This window comes from Dactylosporangium sp. NPDC000521 (genome assembly GCF_042898305.1).
Taxonomy (GTDB): Bacteria; Actinomycetota; Actinomycetes; order Mycobacteriales; family Micromonosporaceae; genus Dactylosporangium.
In genome coordinates this window covers 245026-265282 of record NZ_JBIAYW010000008.1, presented here as the reverse complement: position 1 = coordinate 265282, position 20257 = coordinate 245026, and the positions used below count along the sequence as shown (strand labels likewise).

At 71.8% G+C, this 20257-nt stretch carries 16 protein-coding genes and 1 tRNA gene; 9 read left to right on the top strand and 8 right to left on the bottom strand.

Annotated features, from left to right (window positions below):
- Positions 1 to 16 precede the first annotated feature (16 nt).
- Positions 17 to 2251, bottom strand: a complete 2235-nt coding sequence (locus ACFY3L_RS26785) for a putative bifunctional diguanylate cyclase/phosphodiesterase (protein WP_389329448.1) — start codon at positions 2249 to 2251, stop codon at positions 17 to 19.
- An 85-nt stretch (positions 2252 to 2336) separates the two neighbouring features.
- Here ACFY3L_RS26785 and ACFY3L_RS26780 point away from each other — a divergent pair, with 85 nt between their 5' ends.
- The 4 genes from ACFY3L_RS26780 (at position 2337) to ACFY3L_RS26765 (ending at position 6664) form a co-directional block, all read left to right on the top strand.
- Positions 2337 to 2483, top strand: coding sequence for a hypothetical protein (locus ACFY3L_RS26780; RefSeq protein WP_389329446.1), 147 nt, complete (start codon positions 2337 to 2339; stop codon positions 2481 to 2483).
- A gap of 133 nt (positions 2484 to 2616) precedes the next feature.
- The gene (msrA, locus tag ACFY3L_RS26775) at positions 2617 to 3213 is read left to right on the top strand and encodes a peptide-methionine (S)-S-oxide reductase MsrA (protein WP_389330105.1); all 597 of its coding nucleotides are present in this window, start codon (positions 2617 to 2619) and stop codon (positions 3211 to 3213) included.
- Between the two features lie 199 nt (positions 3214 to 3412).
- Entirely contained in the window at positions 3413 to 5401 is a 1989-nt protein-coding gene (locus ACFY3L_RS26770) for an IPT/TIG domain-containing protein (protein WP_389329443.1), read from the top strand.
- A 150-nt stretch (positions 5402 to 5551) separates the two neighbouring features.
- Positions 5552 to 6664, top strand: coding sequence for a hypothetical protein (locus ACFY3L_RS26765; protein ID WP_389329440.1), 1113 nt, complete (start codon positions 5552 to 5554; stop codon positions 6662 to 6664).
- A gap of 295 nt (positions 6665 to 6959) precedes the next feature.
- Here ACFY3L_RS26765 and ACFY3L_RS26760 read toward each other — a convergent pair whose 3' ends face one another.
- Positions 6960 to 7283 carry a hypothetical protein gene (locus tag ACFY3L_RS26760; RefSeq protein WP_344501713.1) on the bottom strand — a complete coding sequence of 108 codons (324 nt, stop codon included), beginning with the start codon at positions 7281 to 7283 and terminating at the stop codon, positions 6960 to 6962.
- 147 nt (positions 7284 to 7430) lie between these two features.
- Here ACFY3L_RS26760 and ACFY3L_RS26755 point away from each other — a divergent pair, with 147 nt between their 5' ends.
- The gene (locus ACFY3L_RS26755) at positions 7431 to 9113 is read left to right on the top strand and encodes an aminotransferase class V-fold PLP-dependent enzyme (RefSeq protein ID WP_389329437.1); all 1683 of its coding nucleotides are present in this window, start codon (positions 7431 to 7433) and stop codon (positions 9111 to 9113) included.
- Between the two features lie 111 nt (positions 9114 to 9224).
- Here the strand turns inward: ACFY3L_RS26755 and ACFY3L_RS26750 are convergent, their stop codons facing one another.
- Positions 9225 to 10589 carry a cystathionine beta-synthase gene (locus ACFY3L_RS26750; protein WP_389329434.1) on the bottom strand — a complete coding sequence of 455 codons (1365 nt, stop codon included), beginning with the start codon at positions 10587 to 10589 and terminating at the stop codon, positions 9225 to 9227.
- Positions 10590 to 10616: 27 nt separating this feature from the next.
- Positions 10617 to 10967: a YkvA family protein gene (locus ACFY3L_RS26745; RefSeq protein ID WP_389329431.1), complete on the bottom strand. Its 351-nt coding sequence runs from the start codon at positions 10965 to 10967 to the stop codon at positions 10617 to 10619.
- A gap of 291 nt (positions 10968 to 11258) precedes the next feature.
- Between ACFY3L_RS26745 and ACFY3L_RS26740 the strand changes: the two genes are divergently transcribed.
- The 3 genes from ACFY3L_RS26740 (at position 11259) to ACFY3L_RS26730 (ending at position 14524) form a co-directional block, all read left to right on the top strand.
- Complete coding sequence (locus ACFY3L_RS26740) at positions 11259 to 12338, top strand: GDSL-type esterase/lipase family protein (RefSeq protein WP_389329428.1); 1080 nt, start codon at positions 11259 to 11261, stop codon at positions 12336 to 12338.
- Positions 12339 to 12354: 16 nt separating this feature from the next.
- Positions 12355 to 13152 (top strand): SGNH/GDSL hydrolase family protein, encoded by a 798-nt coding sequence (locus ACFY3L_RS26735; protein ID WP_389329425.1) that lies wholly within the window; start codon positions 12355 to 12357, stop codon positions 13150 to 13152.
- A gap of 124 nt (positions 13153 to 13276) precedes the next feature.
- Positions 13277 to 14524 (top strand): acetyl-CoA C-acetyltransferase, encoded by a 1248-nt coding sequence (locus ACFY3L_RS26730; protein WP_389329422.1) that lies wholly within the window; start codon positions 13277 to 13279, stop codon positions 14522 to 14524.
- A 28-nt stretch (positions 14525 to 14552) separates the two neighbouring features.
- Here the strand turns inward: ACFY3L_RS26730 and ACFY3L_RS26725 are convergent, their stop codons facing one another.
- The 4 genes from ACFY3L_RS26725 to ACFY3L_RS26710 all read right to left on the bottom strand — a co-directional run bounded on the left by ACFY3L_RS26725 (position 14553) and on the right by ACFY3L_RS26710 (position 18343).
- Positions 14553 to 14870 (bottom strand): hypothetical protein, encoded by a 318-nt coding sequence (locus tag ACFY3L_RS26725; protein WP_389329419.1) that lies wholly within the window; start codon positions 14868 to 14870, stop codon positions 14553 to 14555.
- Positions 14870 to 15679, bottom strand: coding sequence for a Bax inhibitor-1/YccA family protein (locus ACFY3L_RS26720; protein ID WP_389329416.1), 810 nt, complete (start codon positions 15677 to 15679; stop codon positions 14870 to 14872). Before ACFY3L_RS26720 ends, ACFY3L_RS26725 begins: the two co-directional genes overlap by 1 nt.
- Positions 15680 to 15773: 94 nt before the next feature.
- The gene (locus tag ACFY3L_RS26715; protein WP_389329413.1) at positions 15774 to 18071 is read right to left on the bottom strand and encodes a lamin tail domain-containing protein; all 2298 of its coding nucleotides are present in this window, start codon (positions 18069 to 18071) and stop codon (positions 15774 to 15776) included.
- Between the two features lie 191 nt (positions 18072 to 18262).
- Positions 18263 to 18343 (bottom strand) — tRNA-Leu (locus ACFY3L_RS26710).
- A gap of 76 nt (positions 18344 to 18419) precedes the next feature.
- Between ACFY3L_RS26710 and ACFY3L_RS26705 the strand changes: the two genes are divergently transcribed.
- Positions 18420 to 20204, top strand: coding sequence for a hypothetical protein (locus tag ACFY3L_RS26705; protein ID WP_389329410.1), 1785 nt, complete (start codon positions 18420 to 18422; stop codon positions 20202 to 20204).
- Positions 20205 to 20257: the final 53 nt, after the last annotated feature.

Sequence of the window (20257 nt, the reverse complement as noted above, 5' to 3'; positions counted from 1 at the left end):
GACAGGGTGAGCCGGGTCACGGGCCACCCAATCCCACCGTCAGGATGCAGTCCGGCGGCCGGCAGGGCCGGGCGAAGTGGTACCCCTGGGCGAGCCGGTAGCCGATCTCGTGCAGCCGGGCGGCCTGCGCGGCGGTCTCGACGCCCTCCGCCACCGCCTCGATGCCCATCGCCTGGGCCAGCTGCAGCACGGTGACCGCGATGGCGTCCGGGCCGGGCACGGGCACGAACGAGCGGTCCAGCTTGATCTGGTCCACCGGGCAGCTCGCCAGCAGGCTGAGCGTCGACTGGCCGGTGCCGAAGTCGTCGAGGGCGAGCCGCACGCCCATCGCCCGCAGCTCGCGCAGCGTCTCCCCGGTGGCGCCGCCGCCGACCGCGGCCGACTCGGTGATCTCGATCGTGAGCCGCCGTGCGGGTAGCCCGCTGTCGCGCAGCGCGGCGGCGACGTCGGCGACGAAGTCGTCGCGCTGGAGCTGCCGCGCCGACACGTTGACCGCGACCGTGCCGTCCCCGCCACCTGAACGGCCCCACGCAGCGGCCTGGCGGGTCGCCTCGCGCAGCACGTGCCGGCCGAGCGGCACGATGAGGCCGGTCTCCTCGGCGGCGGGGACGAACTCGCCGGGGCCGAGCAGCCCGCGCTCCGGGTGCTGCCAGCGCACCAGCGCCTCGGCGCCGGTCACCCGCCCGTCGGGCAGCGCCACGACCGGCTGGTAGTGCAGCACGAACTGCTCCTCCTCGACCGCGATGCCCAGGTCGGCGGCGAGCCGCACCCGCCGGCCGGCTTGGGCCTCCATGCCCGGCCGGTACCGCTGGAAGCCGCCCTCACCGAGCGCCTTCGCCTGGTACATGGCGATGTCGGCGCGGCGCAGCAGGTCGCCGCCCCCGTCGCCCGATCCGGCTTCGGCGCCGGCCTCGACCACGCCGAAACTGGCCCGCGCGACCAGGAGGTGGCCGTCGACCTCGACCGGGACCTGGACCGCCTCGGCGATGCGGGCCAGGGCGCCGTCGACGGCGGCGCCGTCGCACTGCTCGAAGAGGATCGCGAACTCGTCGCCGCCGAGGCGGGCCACGGTGTCGCCGCCACGGACGTTGGCCCGCATCCGGCCGGCGACCGCGACCAGCAGCCCGTCGCCGACGGCGTGGCCGAGCGTGTCGTTGACGGACTTGAAATCGTCGAGGTCCACGAGCGCGACGCTGACCCGGCGCCGCCGCTCCGGGTCGCGCAGCGCCGCCTCGACGCGCTCGGCGAAGAGCACCCGGTTCGCCAGGCCGGTGAGCGCGTCGTGGGTCGCGTCGTGGCGCAGCTGCCGCTCCTGGTGGCCGAGGCGGGTGAGCAGCGTGTCGTTCTCGCCGAACGCGACGAGCTGCCGCACCACGACGAGCCCGGTGAGCAGGACGGCGGCGCCGACGACCAGCAGACGGTCGGCGGTGTTGTGGACCACCGTGTGGACGAGCAGCGCGTCGACCCCCGCGACGGCGAAGTAGGGCAGCACGCTGTACCGGCGCCGGCGGCCCTTCCGGGCGTCCGCCGCGGGACCGGCCTCGTCGGCGAGGTGCCAGTACGCGCTCAGGCCGGTCGCGAACGACGCGAGGGGGAAGAGCAGCGTCTGCGCGTCCACGTCCGGGCGGGTGGTCAGCAGGACCGTGACCGCCGAGCCCAGCCCGCCGATCAGAGCGGCGACCGCCCGCCACGACAGCGCCCGGCGGGACAGCTGCTCGGTGCCGGCGAGTGCCGCCTTCGCGCCCAGGAACACCGCGACCAGCGCCGCACCCATGATCGGCCCGACGTTGGCGGCGGCGCCGCCGGTGAACGCGGCCAGCGCGGTGGTGCCGAAGAAGTGCCACAGCAGCACCGCGGCGCCCACCAGCAGGGTGCAGAGGTCCAGGGCGAGGGCGAACCGCTCGGCGCGGGTGCGCAGGCCCAGCGGCACGCGCAGCACCGCCCAGCTGAGCAGTACGGCACCCACGGTCTGCAGGCCGGTCCACACCGGTGCCAGCGCCGGAAGCGACACCAGGACGATGCCGGCCCGGACGGCGAGCGCGGCCGCGATGCACCCCATGCCCCAGGCGGACTGCCGCCAGAAGCGGCGCACCCACGGCACCGTCGACTGCCGGCAGGCGTCGCGGCACAGCAGCGCCGCGAGCAGCGCTACGAACGGGCTCAGCAGATGGTCGGCGGGGCGGGGCCACAACTCGCCCACGGCCAGCTTCACGCCGAACGCGGCGGTGTTCACGAGCACCAGCGCAGCCATGGTCCACAGCAGTCGCCAGCCCCGCACGTACGCCCGTCGGCGGCCCGGCGGCAGATCTGAGCACTCCGATACCGTGGGGCTGCCCGTGCTGGACGATCGCGTCGAGGGCGGCGCCGGGGTTCGAGGTCGCGCCGAAGGAGACGGGCTGCGCGGCTTCTTCCGGCCCCGCACGAAGGACGGCTCCGACGAGGCGGCGAGGAGTTCACTGCGGGTCGCAGCCGTAATGACCTGATAAGGCGGACGGGCCTGTCGCGAGGCAGACTTGAGCCCACGAGCTTTGTAAGGAGCTGATCGTGTTCCCCTGGTCCCGTAAGCCGCTCGACCTGCCCACCGCCGACACCGCACTCGCCGGCCGCGACATCGAGATGCCGGTCGCGGCGACCCACACTGTGCTCGGCACCCCGCTGCGCGGGCCGTGGCCGGCCGGCCTGGAGGTCGCGTACTTCGGCATGGGCTGCTTCTGGGGTGCGGAGCGCATCTTCTGGCGCATCCCCGGCGTCCACTCCACCGCCGTCGGCTACCAGGGCGGGTTCACCGCCAACCCGACCTATGAGGAGACGTGCTCCGGCCGGACCGGTCACACCGAGGCCGTCCAGGTCGTGTACGACCCGCAGAAGGTCTCCTACGAGACGCTGCTGAAGGCGTTCTGGGAGAACCACGACCCGACCCAGGGCATGCGCCAGGGCAACGACGTCGGCACCCAGTACCGCTCGGCGATCTACACAACCACGCCGGCGCAGGCCACGGCCGCGGCCGCCTCGCGGGACGCGTTCGCCCCGGTCGTCCGCGCCGCCGGCAAGGGCGAGATCACCACCGAGATCGGCCAGGCCGGCCCGTTCTACTACGCCGAGGACTACCACCAGCAGTACCTGTCGGACGTGAAGAACCCGTACGGCTACTGCAACCACGGCCCCAACGGCATGACCTGCCCGATCGGCGTCGGCTCGATGCCGACACCCTGACCTCCGCGACGACGGGCGTCCCGGCTTCGGGGCGCCCGTCGTCTTGTCCGCGAAGTGTGAGCAACCTTCGAGTTTTTCGTCACGTTCAGCAACCTTGCTGATACTTTGAGTGACGATCCGGCATGCATATCCCCTGTTTCAGGTGATCCGTGTCCATCGATTGCTCCCATCCCGCGGTCTGACGGAGGAGACGACCAAAGTGCAAGTCAAGACAAAGCAACGCGGTGTCGCCGCGGCGCGCATAGGCGCCGTACTGACGCTCGCGACGGCCGGCCTGGTCGCGGTCGGGACGCCGGCGTTCGCGGCCACGACGATCTCACCGACCACCGGCCCCGTCGGCACGGTGATCACAGTGACCGACTCCGGCACGAACTTCACCGGCGCGACGCGCGTGCAGTTCCAGTGGAAGTCGGCCGGCAACACCGCGTGTTCGGCCACCGCCCTGACCCCGACGCCACCCAGCGCCTCGGACCCGACCACACAGACCGGCGGCGTCATCGAGGTGCCGGCGGCCAACATCAAGGTGACCTCCTCCAGCGTGCTGGACGTGACCGTCCCGACGTCACTGACACTGCTCGGCAACCCGTCGCAGATCACCGCCGACTACTTCGTCTGCACCTACAACGCGGCCGGCACGACGCTGCAGAACGCCTCCGACGCGGTGTTCACGCTCAACGGCAACCTCGTCCCGAGCGCGACCTCCGGCCCGACCGGCGGCGGCAACACGATCACCGCCACGGCCATCGGCAAGGTCTTCAACACCGGCACCGTGTACGTCCAGTTCCAGGACAACACCGGGTGCACCACGACCTACTCGGCCGTCAGCAGCACGATCATCGCCGTGCCGACCGCCAACGTGAAGATCCTCAACGGCACGCCACCGACCAACAAGCTGTCGATCGCCGTCCCTGCCGGCGTGGTCAACGCGGGTGGCTTCACGACCGAGGACTGGTACATCTGCGTGTACAGCGGCAACACCGCCGGTAACGCGAACAGCCCGCTGATCGCCGGCTCCGGCGTGCAGTACACCGTCGGCCCGGTCCCGACGATCTCGACCGTGTCGCCGACCACCGGCCCCGCCGAGGGCGGCACGACGATCACCGTCACGGGCACGAACATCCCGACCGGCGGCGTCGGCATGACGGCGACCCTCGGCGGCGAGCCGCTGACCAACATCGTGGTCGCCGCCAACAACCTGTCCTTCACCGCGACCGTCCCGGCGCACGCCGCCGGCGGCCCCTTCGCCCTGTCGGTGACCACCACCGGCGGCACGGTCACGAAGCCCGCCGTCTTCAGCTACACCAACGGCATCACCGTCACGCCCAAGAATTCGCCGAACACCCGGAACCAGGGCACCGACCTCGACATCACCGGTGTCGGCTTCTCCGCGCTCGACTTCAGCGGCAACTCCTCCGGTGGCCTGACGCCCGACAACGCCAAGGCGCACGTCTACCTGGTCCGGGGTGCCTACAACCCGGCGGCGGGCACCAGCCCGACGGTCAAGACCAACGGGCAGGTCGCGGAGTGCCTCGACGTCACGGTCGTGGACGACAACGAGCTCATCTGCACGCTCTACACGGCCGGCACCGGCTTCGCCGGCGCCAACTCCACCCGCGCGCTCACCGGCTGCACCGTCGCCTCGGGCTCCGCCGCCGTGGTCGGCTCGGCCACCACCACCGCGTGCACCTTCTCGGCCTCGGACGTCGGCATGGCGGTGACCGGCACGGGCATCCCGACCGGCACGAGCATCCTGTCGTTCACCGACTCGACGCACGTGACGCTGTCGAAGAACACCACGGCCGCGGTGACCGCGATGACGCTGAACACGAACCGGGTCATCTCCGACGCCGCGACCACGGCCGGCAGCACCACGCTCGGCACCTCGGCGGCAGCCGCCTTCAACGCCGGTGACGTCGGCCGGGCGATCAGCGGCCCGGGCATCCCGAACGGCACCAGGATCGTCAGCGTCAGCGCCGGCGTGCCGACGCTGTCGAACGCGGCCACGGCGACCGCGACGACGCCGACCCTGACGCTGCACTCCGGCATCCCGATCCCGAACGGCACCTACACCGTGACGGTCGTCAGCAACGGCACCGTGGGCGCACAGCTCACCGCCGGCTACTCGCAGACGATCATCTCCAGCGGCTCCACCTTCACCGTCGCCGATTACCTCATGGCGATGAACTGACACACCACGCGAAATGGGCGGCCCGGAGTGCGGTTTTCGACTCCGGGCCGCCGTCGCATTCCTGAAGGATTCTCACTACTGAAAGCATTTGTGCTGTTACTTTTAGTGAGCATCCCCAGTCAGCCGTTCAGCCTGAGAGGACCCTGCTCAATGTCTTTCGTGCAATCCCGCTTCGCCAGAGCGGCCGGCGCGGGCACGGCCGCGGCAACGCTGCTCAGCGCGGCAGCGCTGGTCGCCACACCGATGATGGCCCACGCCGCCCCCGCCGCCACCTCGATCACCATCGCCTCGCCCGCCGGCGGCAAGGTCGCCGCGGACACCGAGAAGCAGGTGGTCATCATCAACGTCGTCGGCCTGACCGGCGCGACCCTCGACGAGAACTCGGTGGCGAGCGTCGACCTCGGCGCCGACACCGACTGCCAGGGCCTCGACTTCTACATTGTGACCGGGACGACCCAGATCGCGACCAAGACGCCCACCGGCGGCTGCGCGGCGACGTCCGGCGTGGCCTCCGAGACGATCGCGATCAACTTCGCCAACGGCGGCGGCACGCTCACCAAGGCGCTCTCCGGCCTGGTCTTCATCGCGCCGCCGGAGCTCGACACCACCGCCCCGGTCATCACCGACCTGAGCAGCGCGCTGCAGTCCGCGGACCAGATCAAGCAGTTCGCCTCGACCGGCGGCCAGGTCGTCCGGGTCAAGGCCGGCAACAACTTCACCTTCAGCGGGGCCAGCGGCGCCCTGAGCGCCACGCTCGGTGGCAAGCCGCTGACCGAGGTCAAGGTCTGGAAGAAGACCGACGGCACCCAGATGACCACGGCGCCGTCGGGCGCCACCGAGAACGGCAACTGGTTCACCGGCAAGACCGCCGCCGGCATGACCAACGGCAACCTGTCGATCACCCACAACGGCGTCACCAAGACGTGGACCGCCACGGACCTCACCACCAGCGTCGTCACGGTGCCCGTGGTGACCGCCATGACCCCGAACATCGGCAAGATCAACACGGCCACCAGCGTGACACTCACCGGCACCTTCACCGGCGCCACCGACGTGACCTTCTGCGGCGTGTCCGGCACCAACTTCACGCTCAACACGGCCGCCACCTCGATCACCGTCAAGACGCCGACCACCGGCCTCGCCGACGACGCGGCCGGCCTCGGGGCTGGCAAATTCTCCGGCGTGTGCCCGGTGAAGGTCGTCGCCCCCGCCGGCTCGAACATCCACACCGCGACCACGGTGTTCTCGTTCGTCGCCGAGTAACGCTCCGCTCCACACGGCAACGGCCCGGCCTCCACCACATCGTGGAGACCGGGCCGTTCCGGCTTGGGGGTTTTGGCAGGCGAGGGCACACCATCGCGATATATGCGGGGGAACCACGAAACGTGTGCCCTCGCCTGCCGTGGTAGACCCGCCCGATCCCTGGGGAGGACGCCTGGCCGGAGGCGTTCGGAGCCGGCGGAGGCATGCCGGCAACCGTGCCCGGGCGGGTCTGTGTGTCGCGGTGACCGCGGCCATGGCGGGAGCGCCGAAGTCACCGCTCAGATCAACGATCGGGTCAGAGAAAGGTTCCCCGGTTGCCGCCGGCGCGGTGCCAGCCGCCCCGGGAACGTTGCGGGGCGCCGAGGTCGATCCGCCAGTCGGGCATCGTCCTCAGGCTGTACAGGTCGTGCCGGGCGGTCCAGGCCTCGTTCCACGGCCGCCGCGAGGCGGCCTCGGCGTTCTCAGCGAGCCGGCGTGGCGCGCACGGCCACTCCCGCCCGCACCAGATGCACTGTCCGTCACCGTCCGACCCGTTGTGCCGGCTCAGGATCTGCGTGGCGTCGCGCCACAGCAGACGGTCGACGACGTCTGTTGGCTCGGACTGGTCAACACTGACCAACTTCCCTACCCCCAAACTCTTGAGGCTCCCTGAGAACCTCCGGACGAAACGTTAAACAATCTGGATGCACGCATGGGCGGACAGCCTGTGCGATTCCCGTGCGACCACTCGAAAGGGGACGGCGTGGCGGAGCGGATAATGACCGGCATGGAGAGCCCCCTGCTGCAGCGCATCCGCGACGCCGTCATCGGTGACGACCAGGTGATGTGGGGGCCGTACGGCGCGCGCCGCGTGACCTACGCCGACTACACCGCGTCAGGACGGGCGCTGGACTTCATCGAGCGGTTCATCCGTGACGAGGTGTTGCCACGGTACGCGAACACCCACACCGAGTCCTCCGGCACCGGACTGCAGACGACCCGCCTGCGGGAGGACGCCCGGCAGATCGTCAACGACGCCGTCGGCGGCGACGCCGAGACCGTGGTCATCTTCACCGGGTCCGGCTCGACCGCCGCGATCGACAAGATGGTGCACATCCTGGGGCTGCGGGTGCCCGCCGCGCTCGACGACCGCTACGGCCTGTCGGCGCACATCCCGCCCGCCGACCGGCCCGTGGTGTTCATCGGCCCGTTCGAGCACCACTCCAACGAGCTGCCGTGGCGGGAGTCCATCGCGGACGTCGTCGTCATCCCCGAGGACCACAACGGGCACATCGACCTGGCGTGCCTGCGGGCCGAGCTCGACCGGCACGCCGACCGGCCGCTGAAGATCGGCTCGTTCTCCGCGGCGTCCAACGTCACCGGGATCGTCAGCGACACCCACGCGATCTCGGCCCTGCTGCACGAGCACGGCGCGCTGTCCTTCTGGGACTTCGCCGCCGCCGCGCCCTACGTGGACGTGGCCATGTACGGCCCCGGCCCCGGCCAGTACAAGGACGCGGCCTTCATCTCGCCGCACAAGTTCGCCGGCGGGCCCGGGACGCCCGGCGTCCTCGTCGTGCGGCGCGAGGTGCTGCGCAACCGCGTGCCCACCGTGCCCGGCGGCGGCACCGTCGACTACGTCAACCCGACCGACCACCACTACATCGCCGACGCCGCGCACCGCGAGGAGGGCGGCACGCCGGCGATCGTCGAGTCCATCCGGGCCGGCCTGGTCTTCCAGCTCAAGCAGGCCGTCGGCACCGACACCATCCGCGACCTCGAGGAGCGCTTCCTGCGCGAGGCCATCACCTCGTGGAAGACCAACCCCAACATCGAGGTCCTCGGCAACCTGGACGCGTCGCGGCTGTCGATCGTGTCGTTCGTGGTGAAGCGGCCCGGCGGCCGCTATCTGCACCACAACTTCGTCGTGTCGCTGCTCAACGACCTCTTCGGGATCCAGTCGCGGGGTGGCTGCTCCTGCGCCGGCCCCTACGGCCACCGCCTCCTCGGCATCGACATCGAGCGCTCGCAGCGCTTCGAGCAGGAGATCATCGCCGGCTGCGAGGGCATCAAACCCGGCTGGGTCCGGGTGTCCTTCAACTACTTCATCTCCGACGCGGTGCTGCGCTACATCGTCGACGCCGTCCACTTCGTCGCCACCAACGGCTGGGCGCTGCTGCCGCAGTACCGCTTCGACCCGTACACCGGACTCTGGAAGCACAAGGACGGCCTGGTCGAGCCGCCGCTGCGCCTCTCGGAGCTGCGCTACGACACCGACGGCGAGCTGCGCTGGCCCTCCAGGCACGAACGTGCGCCCGAGTCCGCGCTGGCCGGATACCTGGACGAGGCGGCGCGCATCGTCGCCGAGGCCTCACAGGTCTCGCAGGTCGAGCAGCCCGACGGCGTCGTCTCCGCCAACTTCGAGGCCCTGCGCTGGTTCGAACTCCCGGCGATCTCACTGTCGCCCTGACGCGCGTCCCGCCATGACGCGCGTTCCGCCATGACGCGCGTTCCGCCATGATCCGGAAGAGAGATTGTCGCCAGAGCGGCGACATGTCTTCCGGATCATGGCGGAAGTGGGTCAGCGCAGGTGGGCGAGGAGGTCCTGCCTGGTGATGACGCCGGCGGGCTTGCCGTCGATCAGGACGACCGCGGCGTCGGCCTTCTCCAGCAGGGCCACGGCCTCGCTGACGGGCTGGCCGCCGCCGATCATCGGCAGCGGGTCGCCCATGTGCTTCTCGACGATGTCGTGGAGGTGGGCCTGGCCGGTGAAGAGCGCGTCCAGCAGGTCACGCTCCGCGATCGAGCCGGCGACCTCGCCCGTCACGACCGGGGGCTCGGCCTTGAGCACGGGGAGCTGGGAGACGCCGTACTCACGCATGTAGTCGATGGCGTCGCGGACGGTCTCGTTGGGGTGCACGTGGACCATCTGCGGCATGCGCCCGTCCTTGCCGACCAGGACGTCGGCGACGGTCGGCAGTTCCGCGGCGGTACGAAGGAAGCCGTAACGGGCCATCCAGCCGTCGTTGAAGATCTTGCTGAGGTAGCCGCGGCCGCCGTCGGGCAGCAGGACGACCACGACGTCGTCCGGACCCGCCTCGCGGGCGACCTTCAGCGCCGCGGCGACGGCCATGCCGCAGGAGCCGCCGACGAGCAGGCCCTCCTCGCGCGCCAGGCGGCGGGTCAGGTCGAACGAGTCCTTGTCGGATACCTCGACGATCTCGTCGCAGATGTCGCGGTCGTACGTGGTGGGCCAGAAGTCCTCGCCCACGCCCTCCACGAGGTACGGCCGGCCGGTGCCACCGGAGTAGACGGAGCCCTCGGGGTCGGCGCCGACGATGCGGACCGTGCCGCCGGAGGCCTCCTTGAGGTAGCGGCCGACGCCGGAGATCGTGCCGCCGGTGCCGACGCCGGCGACGAAGTGCGTCACCTTGCCTGCCGTCTGCTCCCAGATCTCGGGCCCGGTGGTCTCGTAGTGGGAGCGGGGGTTGGCCGGGTTGGCGTACTGGTCGGGCTTCCACGCGCCGGGGATCTCCCGGGCCAGCCGGTCGGAGACGTTGTAGTAGGAGCGGGGGTCCTCGGGCGCGACGGCGGTCGGGCACACGACGACCTCCGCGCCGTAGGCCCGCAGCACGTTCTGCTTGTCCTCGCTGACCTTGTCGGGGCAGACGAAGACGCACCGGTATCCGCGCAGCTGCGCGACGAGGGCGAGCCCGACCCCGGTGTTGCCGCTGGTCGGCTCGACGATCGTGCCGCCGGCCTTCAGCAGGCCGGCCTTCTCGGCCTCCTCGACCATGCGCAGCGCGATGCGGTCCTTCACGCTGCCGCCGGGGTTGAGGTATTCGACCTTGGCCAGGACGGTGGCGGAGATCCCGTCCGTCACGTTGCGGAGCCGGACAAGGGGCGTGTTGCCCACCAATTCGACGACGTTGTCGTAATAGCGCACACGACCAGCGTATAGCGCCGGAATCGGCTACTTGACGACGTGCCCCGGGATCACGTTGTCGCGCTGCTTCTCCCACTCCAGGAAGCGCTCCAGCTCGTCCAGCAGCGCACCGGCGAAGTAGGTCGCCATCGCCAGGTCGTCGACGACGCCGAGCACCAGCAGGAACAGCTCCGGCACGGCGTCGATCGGGGACACGATGTAGACGGCCGAGGCGGCGAGCAGCGCCAGGCGGGTGCTGCCGTCGTATTCACCTTTGAGCGTCGCCTTCACCATCCGCGGGATGGCGCCGAGCCGCTTGCCGAGCCCCGGCGTGCCGGGCTTGAAGACCCTCAGCAGGGCCGTCCACGCCAACCGCCGTCGCAGCGCGCTGTCTGCCATGATCGCCGCCCTCTCTCCTCTGGCTATGAATGTAACGGTGTCTGTCACGGACGGCGCGCGGTAAGAATGACGGATGGATCTCGGCGGTCCCCGCGGGCGCGGACGTTTGGCCGGTTGCTCCCTTCGGGCAACCGGAGGGGACCACCTGTGCTGGGATGATCACCCACGGCAGCGACCGGCATCCCGATCGGTCGGGATGAAGACGATCGGGATCTTTACTTGAGAGAGCGGATACTTGTGATCTGGGGGTTAGCCTCGCCAGGGCGCTGAGTGGCGAGAGGCGGGAAGGCGATGGGGGCGTTGAGGCTTCGGTCAGAGCAGGTGCGGCGGATCGCCACGGCAGCGGCGCTCGGCAGCGGCGGCATCGCGAGCGCCGGCGCGCTGTTCTACGGCGTGGTCGTCGGGCAGGCGCTGCTCGCCCGCCGGGTCATCCCGCAGGTCGTGAGCCCTCCCCCGCGCGCCGACGGCACCTACGGCGCCCACTTCGACGGCGAGCCGATCCGCCTGGTCGTGCTCGGTGACTCCTCCGCCGCGGGGTATGGGGCGGAGGTGCCCAGCGAGACCTTCGCCGCGGCGGTCGCGGCCGGGCTGGCGGAGCAGCAGCGGCGGCCCGTGTGGATGCGCTGCCTCGCCGTCGTCGGCTGCGAGTCGCGGGGGCTGCCGCCGCAGGTGGACGTGGCGCTGCGGCACCGCCCCGACGTGGCCGTGATCTGCATCGGCGGCAACGACGTCACCCACCGGGTCAGCGTCTCCCTCGCGGTGCGCCACCTGGTCGAGGCGGTCCGCCGGCTGCGGGCCGCAGGCATCCAGGTCGTCGTTGGCACCTGCCCCGACCTGGGCACGATCCGGCCGATCCAGCCGCCGTTGCGCTGGCTGGCGCGGCACTGGAGCCGGCAGATGGCGACGGCGCAGACGATCGCGGTGGTCGAGGCCGGCGGGCGGACCGTGTCGCTGGGTGACCTGCTCGGCGAGCTGTTCTACGCGGAGCCGGACCGGATGTTCAGCTTCGACCGCTTCCACCCCTCCGGCGCCGGTTACCTCGCGGCGGCGCAGGCGGTGCTGCCGACCGTGGTCGCGTCGCTGACCGAGCCCGACGTGGCGGCGCCGCTGACCGCGTCGCTGCGGGCCGGCGAGGGCGTGCGGTCCCTGCCGCGCGCGGCGGCCGAGGCGGCCCAGCGCCCCGGCACCGAGGTCAGCGCGGCGCAGGTGGCCGGCAAGGAGCGCGGCCCGGCCGGTCGCTGGGCGCAGCTGCGCCACCGGGTCTGGCACAGGCTGCCGCAGCAGGCGGCACGCGAGCCCTCCCCAGCCCCTGAGACCGCCGTAGAGATCGCCCCTGAGCTGCACGGCCGGTCCCCGCAGGAGTCCACATGACCACGATGGAGTCGGCATGATCACGATCAAGCGACTGGCGCGGATGGCCACGGTCACCGTGATCGCCGGCACGGTCGGCGGCGCCGCGGTCCTCGCCGCGCAGGCGATGGCCGCCCGCGCCCGGTCCTACGCGAAGCCCGACATGCGGCTGGCGATGCGCTCCACCGTCGGCGCCGCCGGCAAGCCGCCGATGCGGCTGGTGCTCCTCGGCGACGCGACCGCGCTCGGCGTCGGCGTCGACCGCGTCGCCGACACCGTCGGCGGCCAGCTCGCGGCGCTGCTGTCGGAGGGCACCACCGAGGGCGCAGTGGGCCGGCGGGTGGAGCTGTCCAGCGTCGCCGTGGCCGGCTCCCGCTCCTCCGACCTGGCCACGCAGGTGGCCCGGGCGCTGGTCGGCCCCGCGCCCGACGTGGCGGTCATCCTCGTCGGCACCAACGACGTGACCCACGTCGGCCGTGGCTCCGACGCCGCCGAGTACCTCGGCTCCGCCTGCCGCCGCCTGCGCGACGCCGGCATCCCGGTCGTCGTCGGCACCTGCCCCGACTTCGGCGCGCTCCGCGCCTTCGCACCCCCGCTGCGGCAGTTGCTCGGCTGGCGCAGCCGCAGGGTGGCGAAGCAGCAGGCCGCCGCCGCGGGCACCGCCGGCGCGGTGGTGGTCGACCTGGCCGCCCGCACCGGCGCCGTCTTCCGCGCCGACGCGGGCACGCTGTGCCACGACGGCTTCCACCCGTCCGCCGACGGCTACCGCGTCTGGGCCCACGCCCTGCTCCCCGCCGTCGAGGAGGCCGCCGCCGTCCGCGGCTTCCTGCACTGACCGCCGCTCCGAGAGCGCTGCTTCCGGCGCTCGGTCGTGTTTTCCTGCACTGAAGATGCACTAAGTCTGCAGATTTCTCACAGGTGCTCGCTGGGGTTGATTACCCTGCAGTAGCGTCAGTGACATGCCGGAAGCTGTCATCGTCGCCACCGCCCGGTCCCCGATCGGCCGTGCCGCCAAGGGATCGCTGCGCGAATTCCGCCCCGACGACCTCGCCGCGACCATCGTGCGCGCCGCGCTCGCCAAGGTGCCCGAGCTCGACCCGCGGGACATCGAAGACCTGTACCTCGGCTGCGGCCTGCCCGGCGGCGAGCAGGGCTTCAACATGGCCCGCGTGGTCAGCACGCTGCTCGGGTTCGACCACCTGCCGGGCGCCACCACCACCCGCTACTGCGCGTCGTCGCTGCAGACGACCAGGATGGCGTTCCACGCGATCAAGGCCGGCGAGGGCGACGTGTTCGTCTCCGCCGGCGTGGAGTGCGTGTCGCGCTTCGCCCGCGGCAACTCCGACGGCCTGCCCACCGAGGCGCAGGCGGCGGTCGGCGGCCCGTGGCAGAACCCGGCCTTCGCCGACGCGTACGCGCGCACCACCAAGCGCGCCGAGGGCGGCGGCGAGCCGTGGCACGACCCGCGCGAGGACGGCGCCCTGCCCGACATCTACATCGCGATGGGCCAGACCGCCGAGAACCTCGCCGAGCTCGAAGGCGTCACCCGGGCCGACATGGACGAGTTCGGCGTCCGGTCGCAGAACCTGGCCGAGGAAGCGATCAAGAACGGCTTCTGGGCCCGCGAGATCACCCCGGTGACCGCCCCCGACGGCACGGTCGTCTCCACCGACGACGGCCCCCGCGCCGGGGTGACCCTGGAGGGCGTGGCCGGCCTGAAGCCCGTGTTCCGCCCCGACGGCCGGGTCACCGCCGGCAACTGCTGCCCGCTCAACGACGGCGCCGCCGCGGTCGTCATCATGAGCGACGTCAAGGCCCGCGAGCTGGGCATCACGCCCCTCGCGCGCATCCTGTCGACCGGCGTGACCGCCATGTCGCCGGAGATCATGGGCATCGGCCCGGTCGAGGCATCCCGCAGCGCCCTGAAGCGGGCCGGGATGACCATCGACGACGTCGACCTCGTCGAGATCAACGAGGCCTTCGCCGCGCAGGTGATCCCGTCGTACCGCCAGCTCGGCATCCCGATCGAGAAGCTCAACGTCAACGGCGGCGCCATCGCCGTCGGCCACCCGTTCGGCATGACCGGTGCCCGCATCACCGGCACGCTGATCAACTCGCTGAACTGGCACGACAAGTCCATCGGCCTGGAGACGATGTGCGTCGGCGGTGGCCAGGGCATGGCCATGGTCATCGAGCGCCTGTCGTAGGTAGGGTCGCGCCGACCGGGCGGGGGCGTCAGAGCTGACCGCGCACGGCCTTCACCTTCTCGGCGGCCTCGTCCACCAGGGCGGGGCCGCCGAAGCGTGCCAGGTCCGCCGCCACCACCCGCAGCTGGTCGGGCAGCGCGAGATCGTTGTCGAGCCGCGGCACAGGCAGTCGCGGCCGGCCCTCGGCGTCGGCGCAGCGGTCGGCGAGCCACTGGATCAGCTCGTGGACCGTGTCGCCGCGCGGGACCCCGGACGCACCGGACGCCGCCCATCGGGGCGGCGTCCAGTGTCCGACCTGGCCGACCAGCCTGCCCACCGTCGCGGTGAGCTGGTCGTCGGCACTCATCAGCGTCGCAGGTAGCTGAGCATGCGCAGGATCTCGAAGTACAGGAAGATCAGGCCGACGAGGATGCCGAACGAGCAGTACCACGCGTACTTCTCCGGCAGCCCATACCGGACGCCCTGCTCGACAGCGTCGAAGTCGAGGACGAACGTGAGCGCGCCGACGACGATGATCACGAGGCTGAAGACGATCGGCAGCCAGCCGACCTTGCCCTCCAGGCTGTACTGGCGCAGGCCCAGGTTGATGTCGAAGAGGTAGAACAGGAAGTTGGCCAGGCTCAGCACCACGACGCCGATGAGCGCGCCGATGACCATCTTCGTGAAGCGGGGCGTGGCCCGCACGATCTGCAGCTTGTAGAGCACCGCCATGATCGCGAAGATGCCGAACGTGCCGATGACCGCCTGGATGACGATGCCGCTGTAGGCACCCTCATACCAGCGGCTGACCAGGCCGAGCAGCACGCCTTGCAGTGCCGCGTAGGCCATGATGACGGCCGGGTTGGTCACCCGCGCGAACGAGATGACCAGGCCGAGGACCACGCCCGCGATGATCGAGCCGACGGCCGCGATCGCGGTGATGGCGCCGCCGGCGGGCAGCAGCGCCCACGACACCGCGCCGAAGATGCCGGTGATCGCGAGCAGGGCGACGGTGCGGACGACGACGTCGTCCATGGTCATCGCCCGCGTGGCGGCCGGGGGCTGAGGCACCCCATAGCCGGACTGGGGATACCCGAAGCCAGGGGCCGACAGCTGCGAGCGCTCCTGCCTCGCCGCCTGACCCAGGCGGTTGAGCACCGGGTTCGAACTCTGCACGATCAGCCTCCAGAGGCGTCGCATTCATGTGTACGACCAGCGTACCGCGTGTGCCGGCGCTGAGTGGATCTCAGTTTCGCCGGCACACGCGGCGTCAGACGCCGAACGACTCGCAGCGACCGCCCGCGTTGGTGTCGGTGCCGCGACCGGCGGAGGCGCTGTCGGTGCCGGTGCCGCAGTCCACGACGTCGTTGCCGCTCCCGGTGCCGATCACGTCGGCGCCCGCGCCCGTCGAGACGGTGTTGTTGCCGTTCCCGGCGTCGACGCGGTCGTCGCCCGCGCCCGTGGTGATGCTGTCGTTGCCCGCGGCGGTGACGACCACGTTGCCGCCGTCGCCGGCGCGGATGACGTTGTTGCCGCCACCGGCCTCGATCCGGTCGTCGCCGGCGCCGGTCGTGATGACGTCGTTGCCCGAGGCGGCGATCACGGTGTTGGCACCGGCGCCCGCGTCGACGACGTTGTTGCCGCCGCCCGCGTCGATCAGGTCGTCGCCGTCCGCGGTCGTGATGACGTCGTTGCCGGGGCCGGTCACGACGCAGTCGGCCCCGCCACCGCCGGTGACGGTGTCGTTACCACCGCGGCCGATGATGAGGTCGCTGCCGGCGGTGCCGGCCAGCCGGTCGTTGCCGGTGGTGCCGACCACGACCGCGTCGACCGCGAAGCACGTGAGGCCGGCGGCCTGGACGGTGACGGCGCCGGCGTGCTGGATGCCGGTCAGGGCCGCCGTCAACGCCAGGGACGCACCGGCCGGGACGCTGAACGTGACCGGCACCGACCGCGCCGTCACCGCGACGGTCGCCGCGTCGCCGGCCAGCGCCGACACCCCGACCACGCCCGTGAGCAGGTAGGAGCCCTCGCCGAGGCGGATCGCCGCATCGCTGCCGGACAGCTGGACGACGGCGGGAGTCGTACCGGCGCCGACGTCGAACCGGACGGCCGAGGACGGCCCGGCCGAGACCGCGACAGTGCGCCCACCGGCGTCGACGATCCGGCCGGTGACGGCCGCCGAGGCGAACGTCGCGTTGGCCGGGTCCGTGGGCGCCGGGTCGACGGTGTCGAGGATGCCGTCGTCGTCGGCGTCCAGGTCGACGCAGGCGATCGTGCCGGCGCGCAGCGCGTGCCCGCCGGTGCCGCTGTCGTCGGACCAGACCACCGGCTTGCGACCGGCGACGCACGACTGCTGCGGCGCGATCGCGAAGCCCTCGTTGTTGAGGTTCGGCAGGCCGGCGGGGCGCTCGTACAGGCCGCTGACGGCGAACGCGCCCGCGGTCACGTCGAGCGTGGCGACCCGGCCGTTGCACGTGTCGTCGCAGACGGCCCACAGGTGGCCGGTCTCCGGCTCGAACTCCAGGTCCATCACCGACGGGAACCCGCTGGCGAACGTCGCGACCCGGGTGAAGCCGCCCGGCGTGAGCGCGTACGCGTAGACGCTGCCGTTGGCCTCGAGCCCGACGAGGAAGAGCCCGTCGCCGTGGCCCGGGTACGCGGCCGGGTCGTACGCGGCGCCGGTGCGCTGGTCGGCGAACCCGTGCGCGGTGAGGTACGCGTCCGGCACCCAGGTGATCGCCTCCAGGCCGCTGTTCGCGGCGACGGCCGGCAGGTCGGCGGTGAGGTTCCACTCCGCGTTCGCGGTGCCGCTGACGCCGTCGTAGCGCTCGATGGTGGGCCGGCTCACGCCGCTGACGGCGTTGTTCCGCTCGGTCGACACGTAGATCCCGTCCGGCCGCCACACCACGCCCTCGGCGTCGACGTCGCCCGTGCCGTCCGCGTAGTGCAGCAGGGTGGACGACGACGGCGTCCAGGCCGTCCCGTCCCAGGTCAGGCGGTACAGGGTGCCCGGTCCGTTCTTGACCGCCCAGAGGACGCCGCCGCTCTGGAACGACAAGCCGCTCATGTTCCCGCCGAACGCGCCGGACTGGTCAGCGGTGGTGACGCCGGCGCCGCCCGGCCAGGCCGTGGCGGGCGTCTGGCCGGCGCAGGCGTTGGCCGCGCCCCGCGTCGAGGCGGTCGTGGCGGCGAACTGGCCCGTGCCGTCCGGGCAGCGCCCGTAGGTGATCGCCGCGTGGGCGGTCCAGGTGTACGAGTCGACCAGCGTCACGCCGTCTGCCGCGAACAGCCGGGCGGAGTCGGCGGCGCCGAGGCCGAACACGGGATCCACGTCCAGGGCCAGGTAGGCGCCGGGCGCCACGGACGTGTTCGCCGGGATGGTGAACACGTGCGTGTCGTCGTTGTCCTTCACCAGCCACCCGGACACGTCGACGGCCGAGGCGCCGGTGTTGACCAGCTCGACCCAGTCTCCGGGCGTGCCGCCGTTGGACTCAACCTCGTTGATGTGGATGGCGGGCGTTTCCGCCGCGGTCGCCGAGGGGGCCGCGACAGCGATACCGGCCAAGGCGGGCAATAAGGCAAGAATCGTTCGGAATGGGGTGCGCAATGTCGCAGGTCCTTCGCGGGGAATGTGTTTCCCGCGAGCCTCGGCCACGAGGAAGGCCAGCACATGAACACACGGCGAAACGCTCGGTGCGAGTCCACCGCCCGCGGGGTGGAAACCCACCGCGCGGACATCAGGGCAGCAGGAAAGGGTGCCCGGGGCGGGGTTCGAACCCGCACGCCTCGCGGCAGCCGCTTTTAAGGCGGCCGTGTCTGCCGTTCCACCACCCGGGCGTAGAAACGCGTCTCACGGTAGCCCGTCCGACGAACCCTCAACACCGACAAGGGGACCGCCGTTACTGTCATCCGGGTGACCAGCCCCCCACTGACCGACGAGGTTGAGATGGCGCCGCCGGAGGCCTTGACAAACGAGGGCCCGCCGTTGCAGGCACCGCGACGCTGGCCGGTCGACGTGGGCGCCGGGCTGCTCTTCATTCTCGCCGCCGCGCTGCTGACGCACCGGCTCTGGCCCGGCCCGGCCGGGCGTGCGCTCGCGCACAACCCCAGTGACCAGGCACTCGACGAGTGGTTCCTCGCCTACGCCACCCGAGCGTACCGTGGCGACTTCACCTTCGTGACCGACATGCTCAACGCGCCCGAGGGCGTCAATCTCCTCGCGAACGCCTCGCTCATCGGCATGGGGCTGCTGCTGGCCCCGGTGACCCTCGCGTTCGGCGCGCCCGTCACGTTCAGCCTGCTGGTCGCCGGCAACCTGGCCGCGACGGGGATCGGCTGGTACCTGCTGTTCGCCCGCACCCTCGGCACGCACCGGGCCGGCGCGCTGCTCGGGGGCGCGTTCGCCGCGTTCGCGCCCGGCATGGTGTCGCAGTCCAACGCGCACCTGCACATGACGGCGGCGTGGCTGGTGCCGCCGATCGTCTGGTGCGTGGTCCGCCTCGCCCACCAGACGGACGTGACGTGGCGGACCGCGCGGACCGGGCTGCTGCTCGGCGCGCTCGTCACCGCGCAGTTCTTCGTCGGCGAGGAGGTGCTCTTCCTCACGGCCGTGACCCTCGCGGTGTTCACGCTGGTGTTCGCGGCGGCCGCCCGGCCGTCGCGGCGGGTGGCGCCGCCGTTCATCCTCGGCCTGGGCATCGGCGCGGGACTGGCCGCGATCCTGCTGGCGTACCCGCTGTGGCTGCAGTTCCAGGGGCCGCAGAGCGCCGCGGGCGGGGTGTTCCAGCCGGTCTTCTTCTCCGCCGACCTCTACAGCTTCACCGCCATCTCGCCGCTGTCGCTCGCCGGCGACGACAGCGCCGCGCGGCTGGTCAGCGGGCCGGCCGAGTACACCACCTTCTTCGGCGCGCCGCTGCTGCTGGTCGCGCTCGGTGCGACGGTCTGGATGTGGCGGCAGCCGGCGGTCCTCGCCTCCGCCGTGACCGCGGTCGTGCTGTCGCTCTTCGCGCTCGGGCCGTGGATCGTCGTCGACGACTCGCCCACCGACCAGCGCGGGCCGTTCGCGCTGCTGTCCGGCCTGCCGGTGATCGAGTCGGCGCTGCCGACGCGGTTCGCCCTGCCCGCGATCCCGTTGCTCGCCGTGATCGTGGCGCGAGTCGTACACGCGGCGATAACGCAGACGGAGACGCTGCGGCTGCTGGTGCCGGTCGCGGTGACGGCCGCGCTCGTGCCGCTCGCCCCGGTGCCGCTGGCGGTGACCGACCGTGCCCCCGCGCCGCGGTTCTTCACGGAGGGGTACTGGCGGATGTACACGCCCGAGGACGGCGTGGTCGTGCCCGTGCCGCTGCCGGACCCGCGGGACCCCGACGCGATGCGGTGGGCGGCGGCGACCGACGTGCGGATCGCCACCCCGCAGGGCTGGTTCATCGGGCCGTACGGCAAGGGCGGCGCCGCGGCTGTCGGCGTCTACCCGCGGCCGACGTCACAGCTGCTGCAGCGGGTCGCGAAGTCCGGGTCCGCCGCTTCCGTGACCGACCAGGACCGTGCTTCGCTCGACCGCGACGTCGCGTACTGGCGGGCGTCGTCCTTCGTGCTGGACCCGCGCCACCCGAACGCCGGGGCGCTCAAGCAGACCATGGATGGGCTGCTCGGCCCCGGCGAGCGGGTCGAGGACGTCTGGGTGTGGCGCGCCCCGTAGCTTCCGGCGCTCCGCGGCTTTCCGGCGCTCCGCAGCTTTTTCGGCGTTCCCGC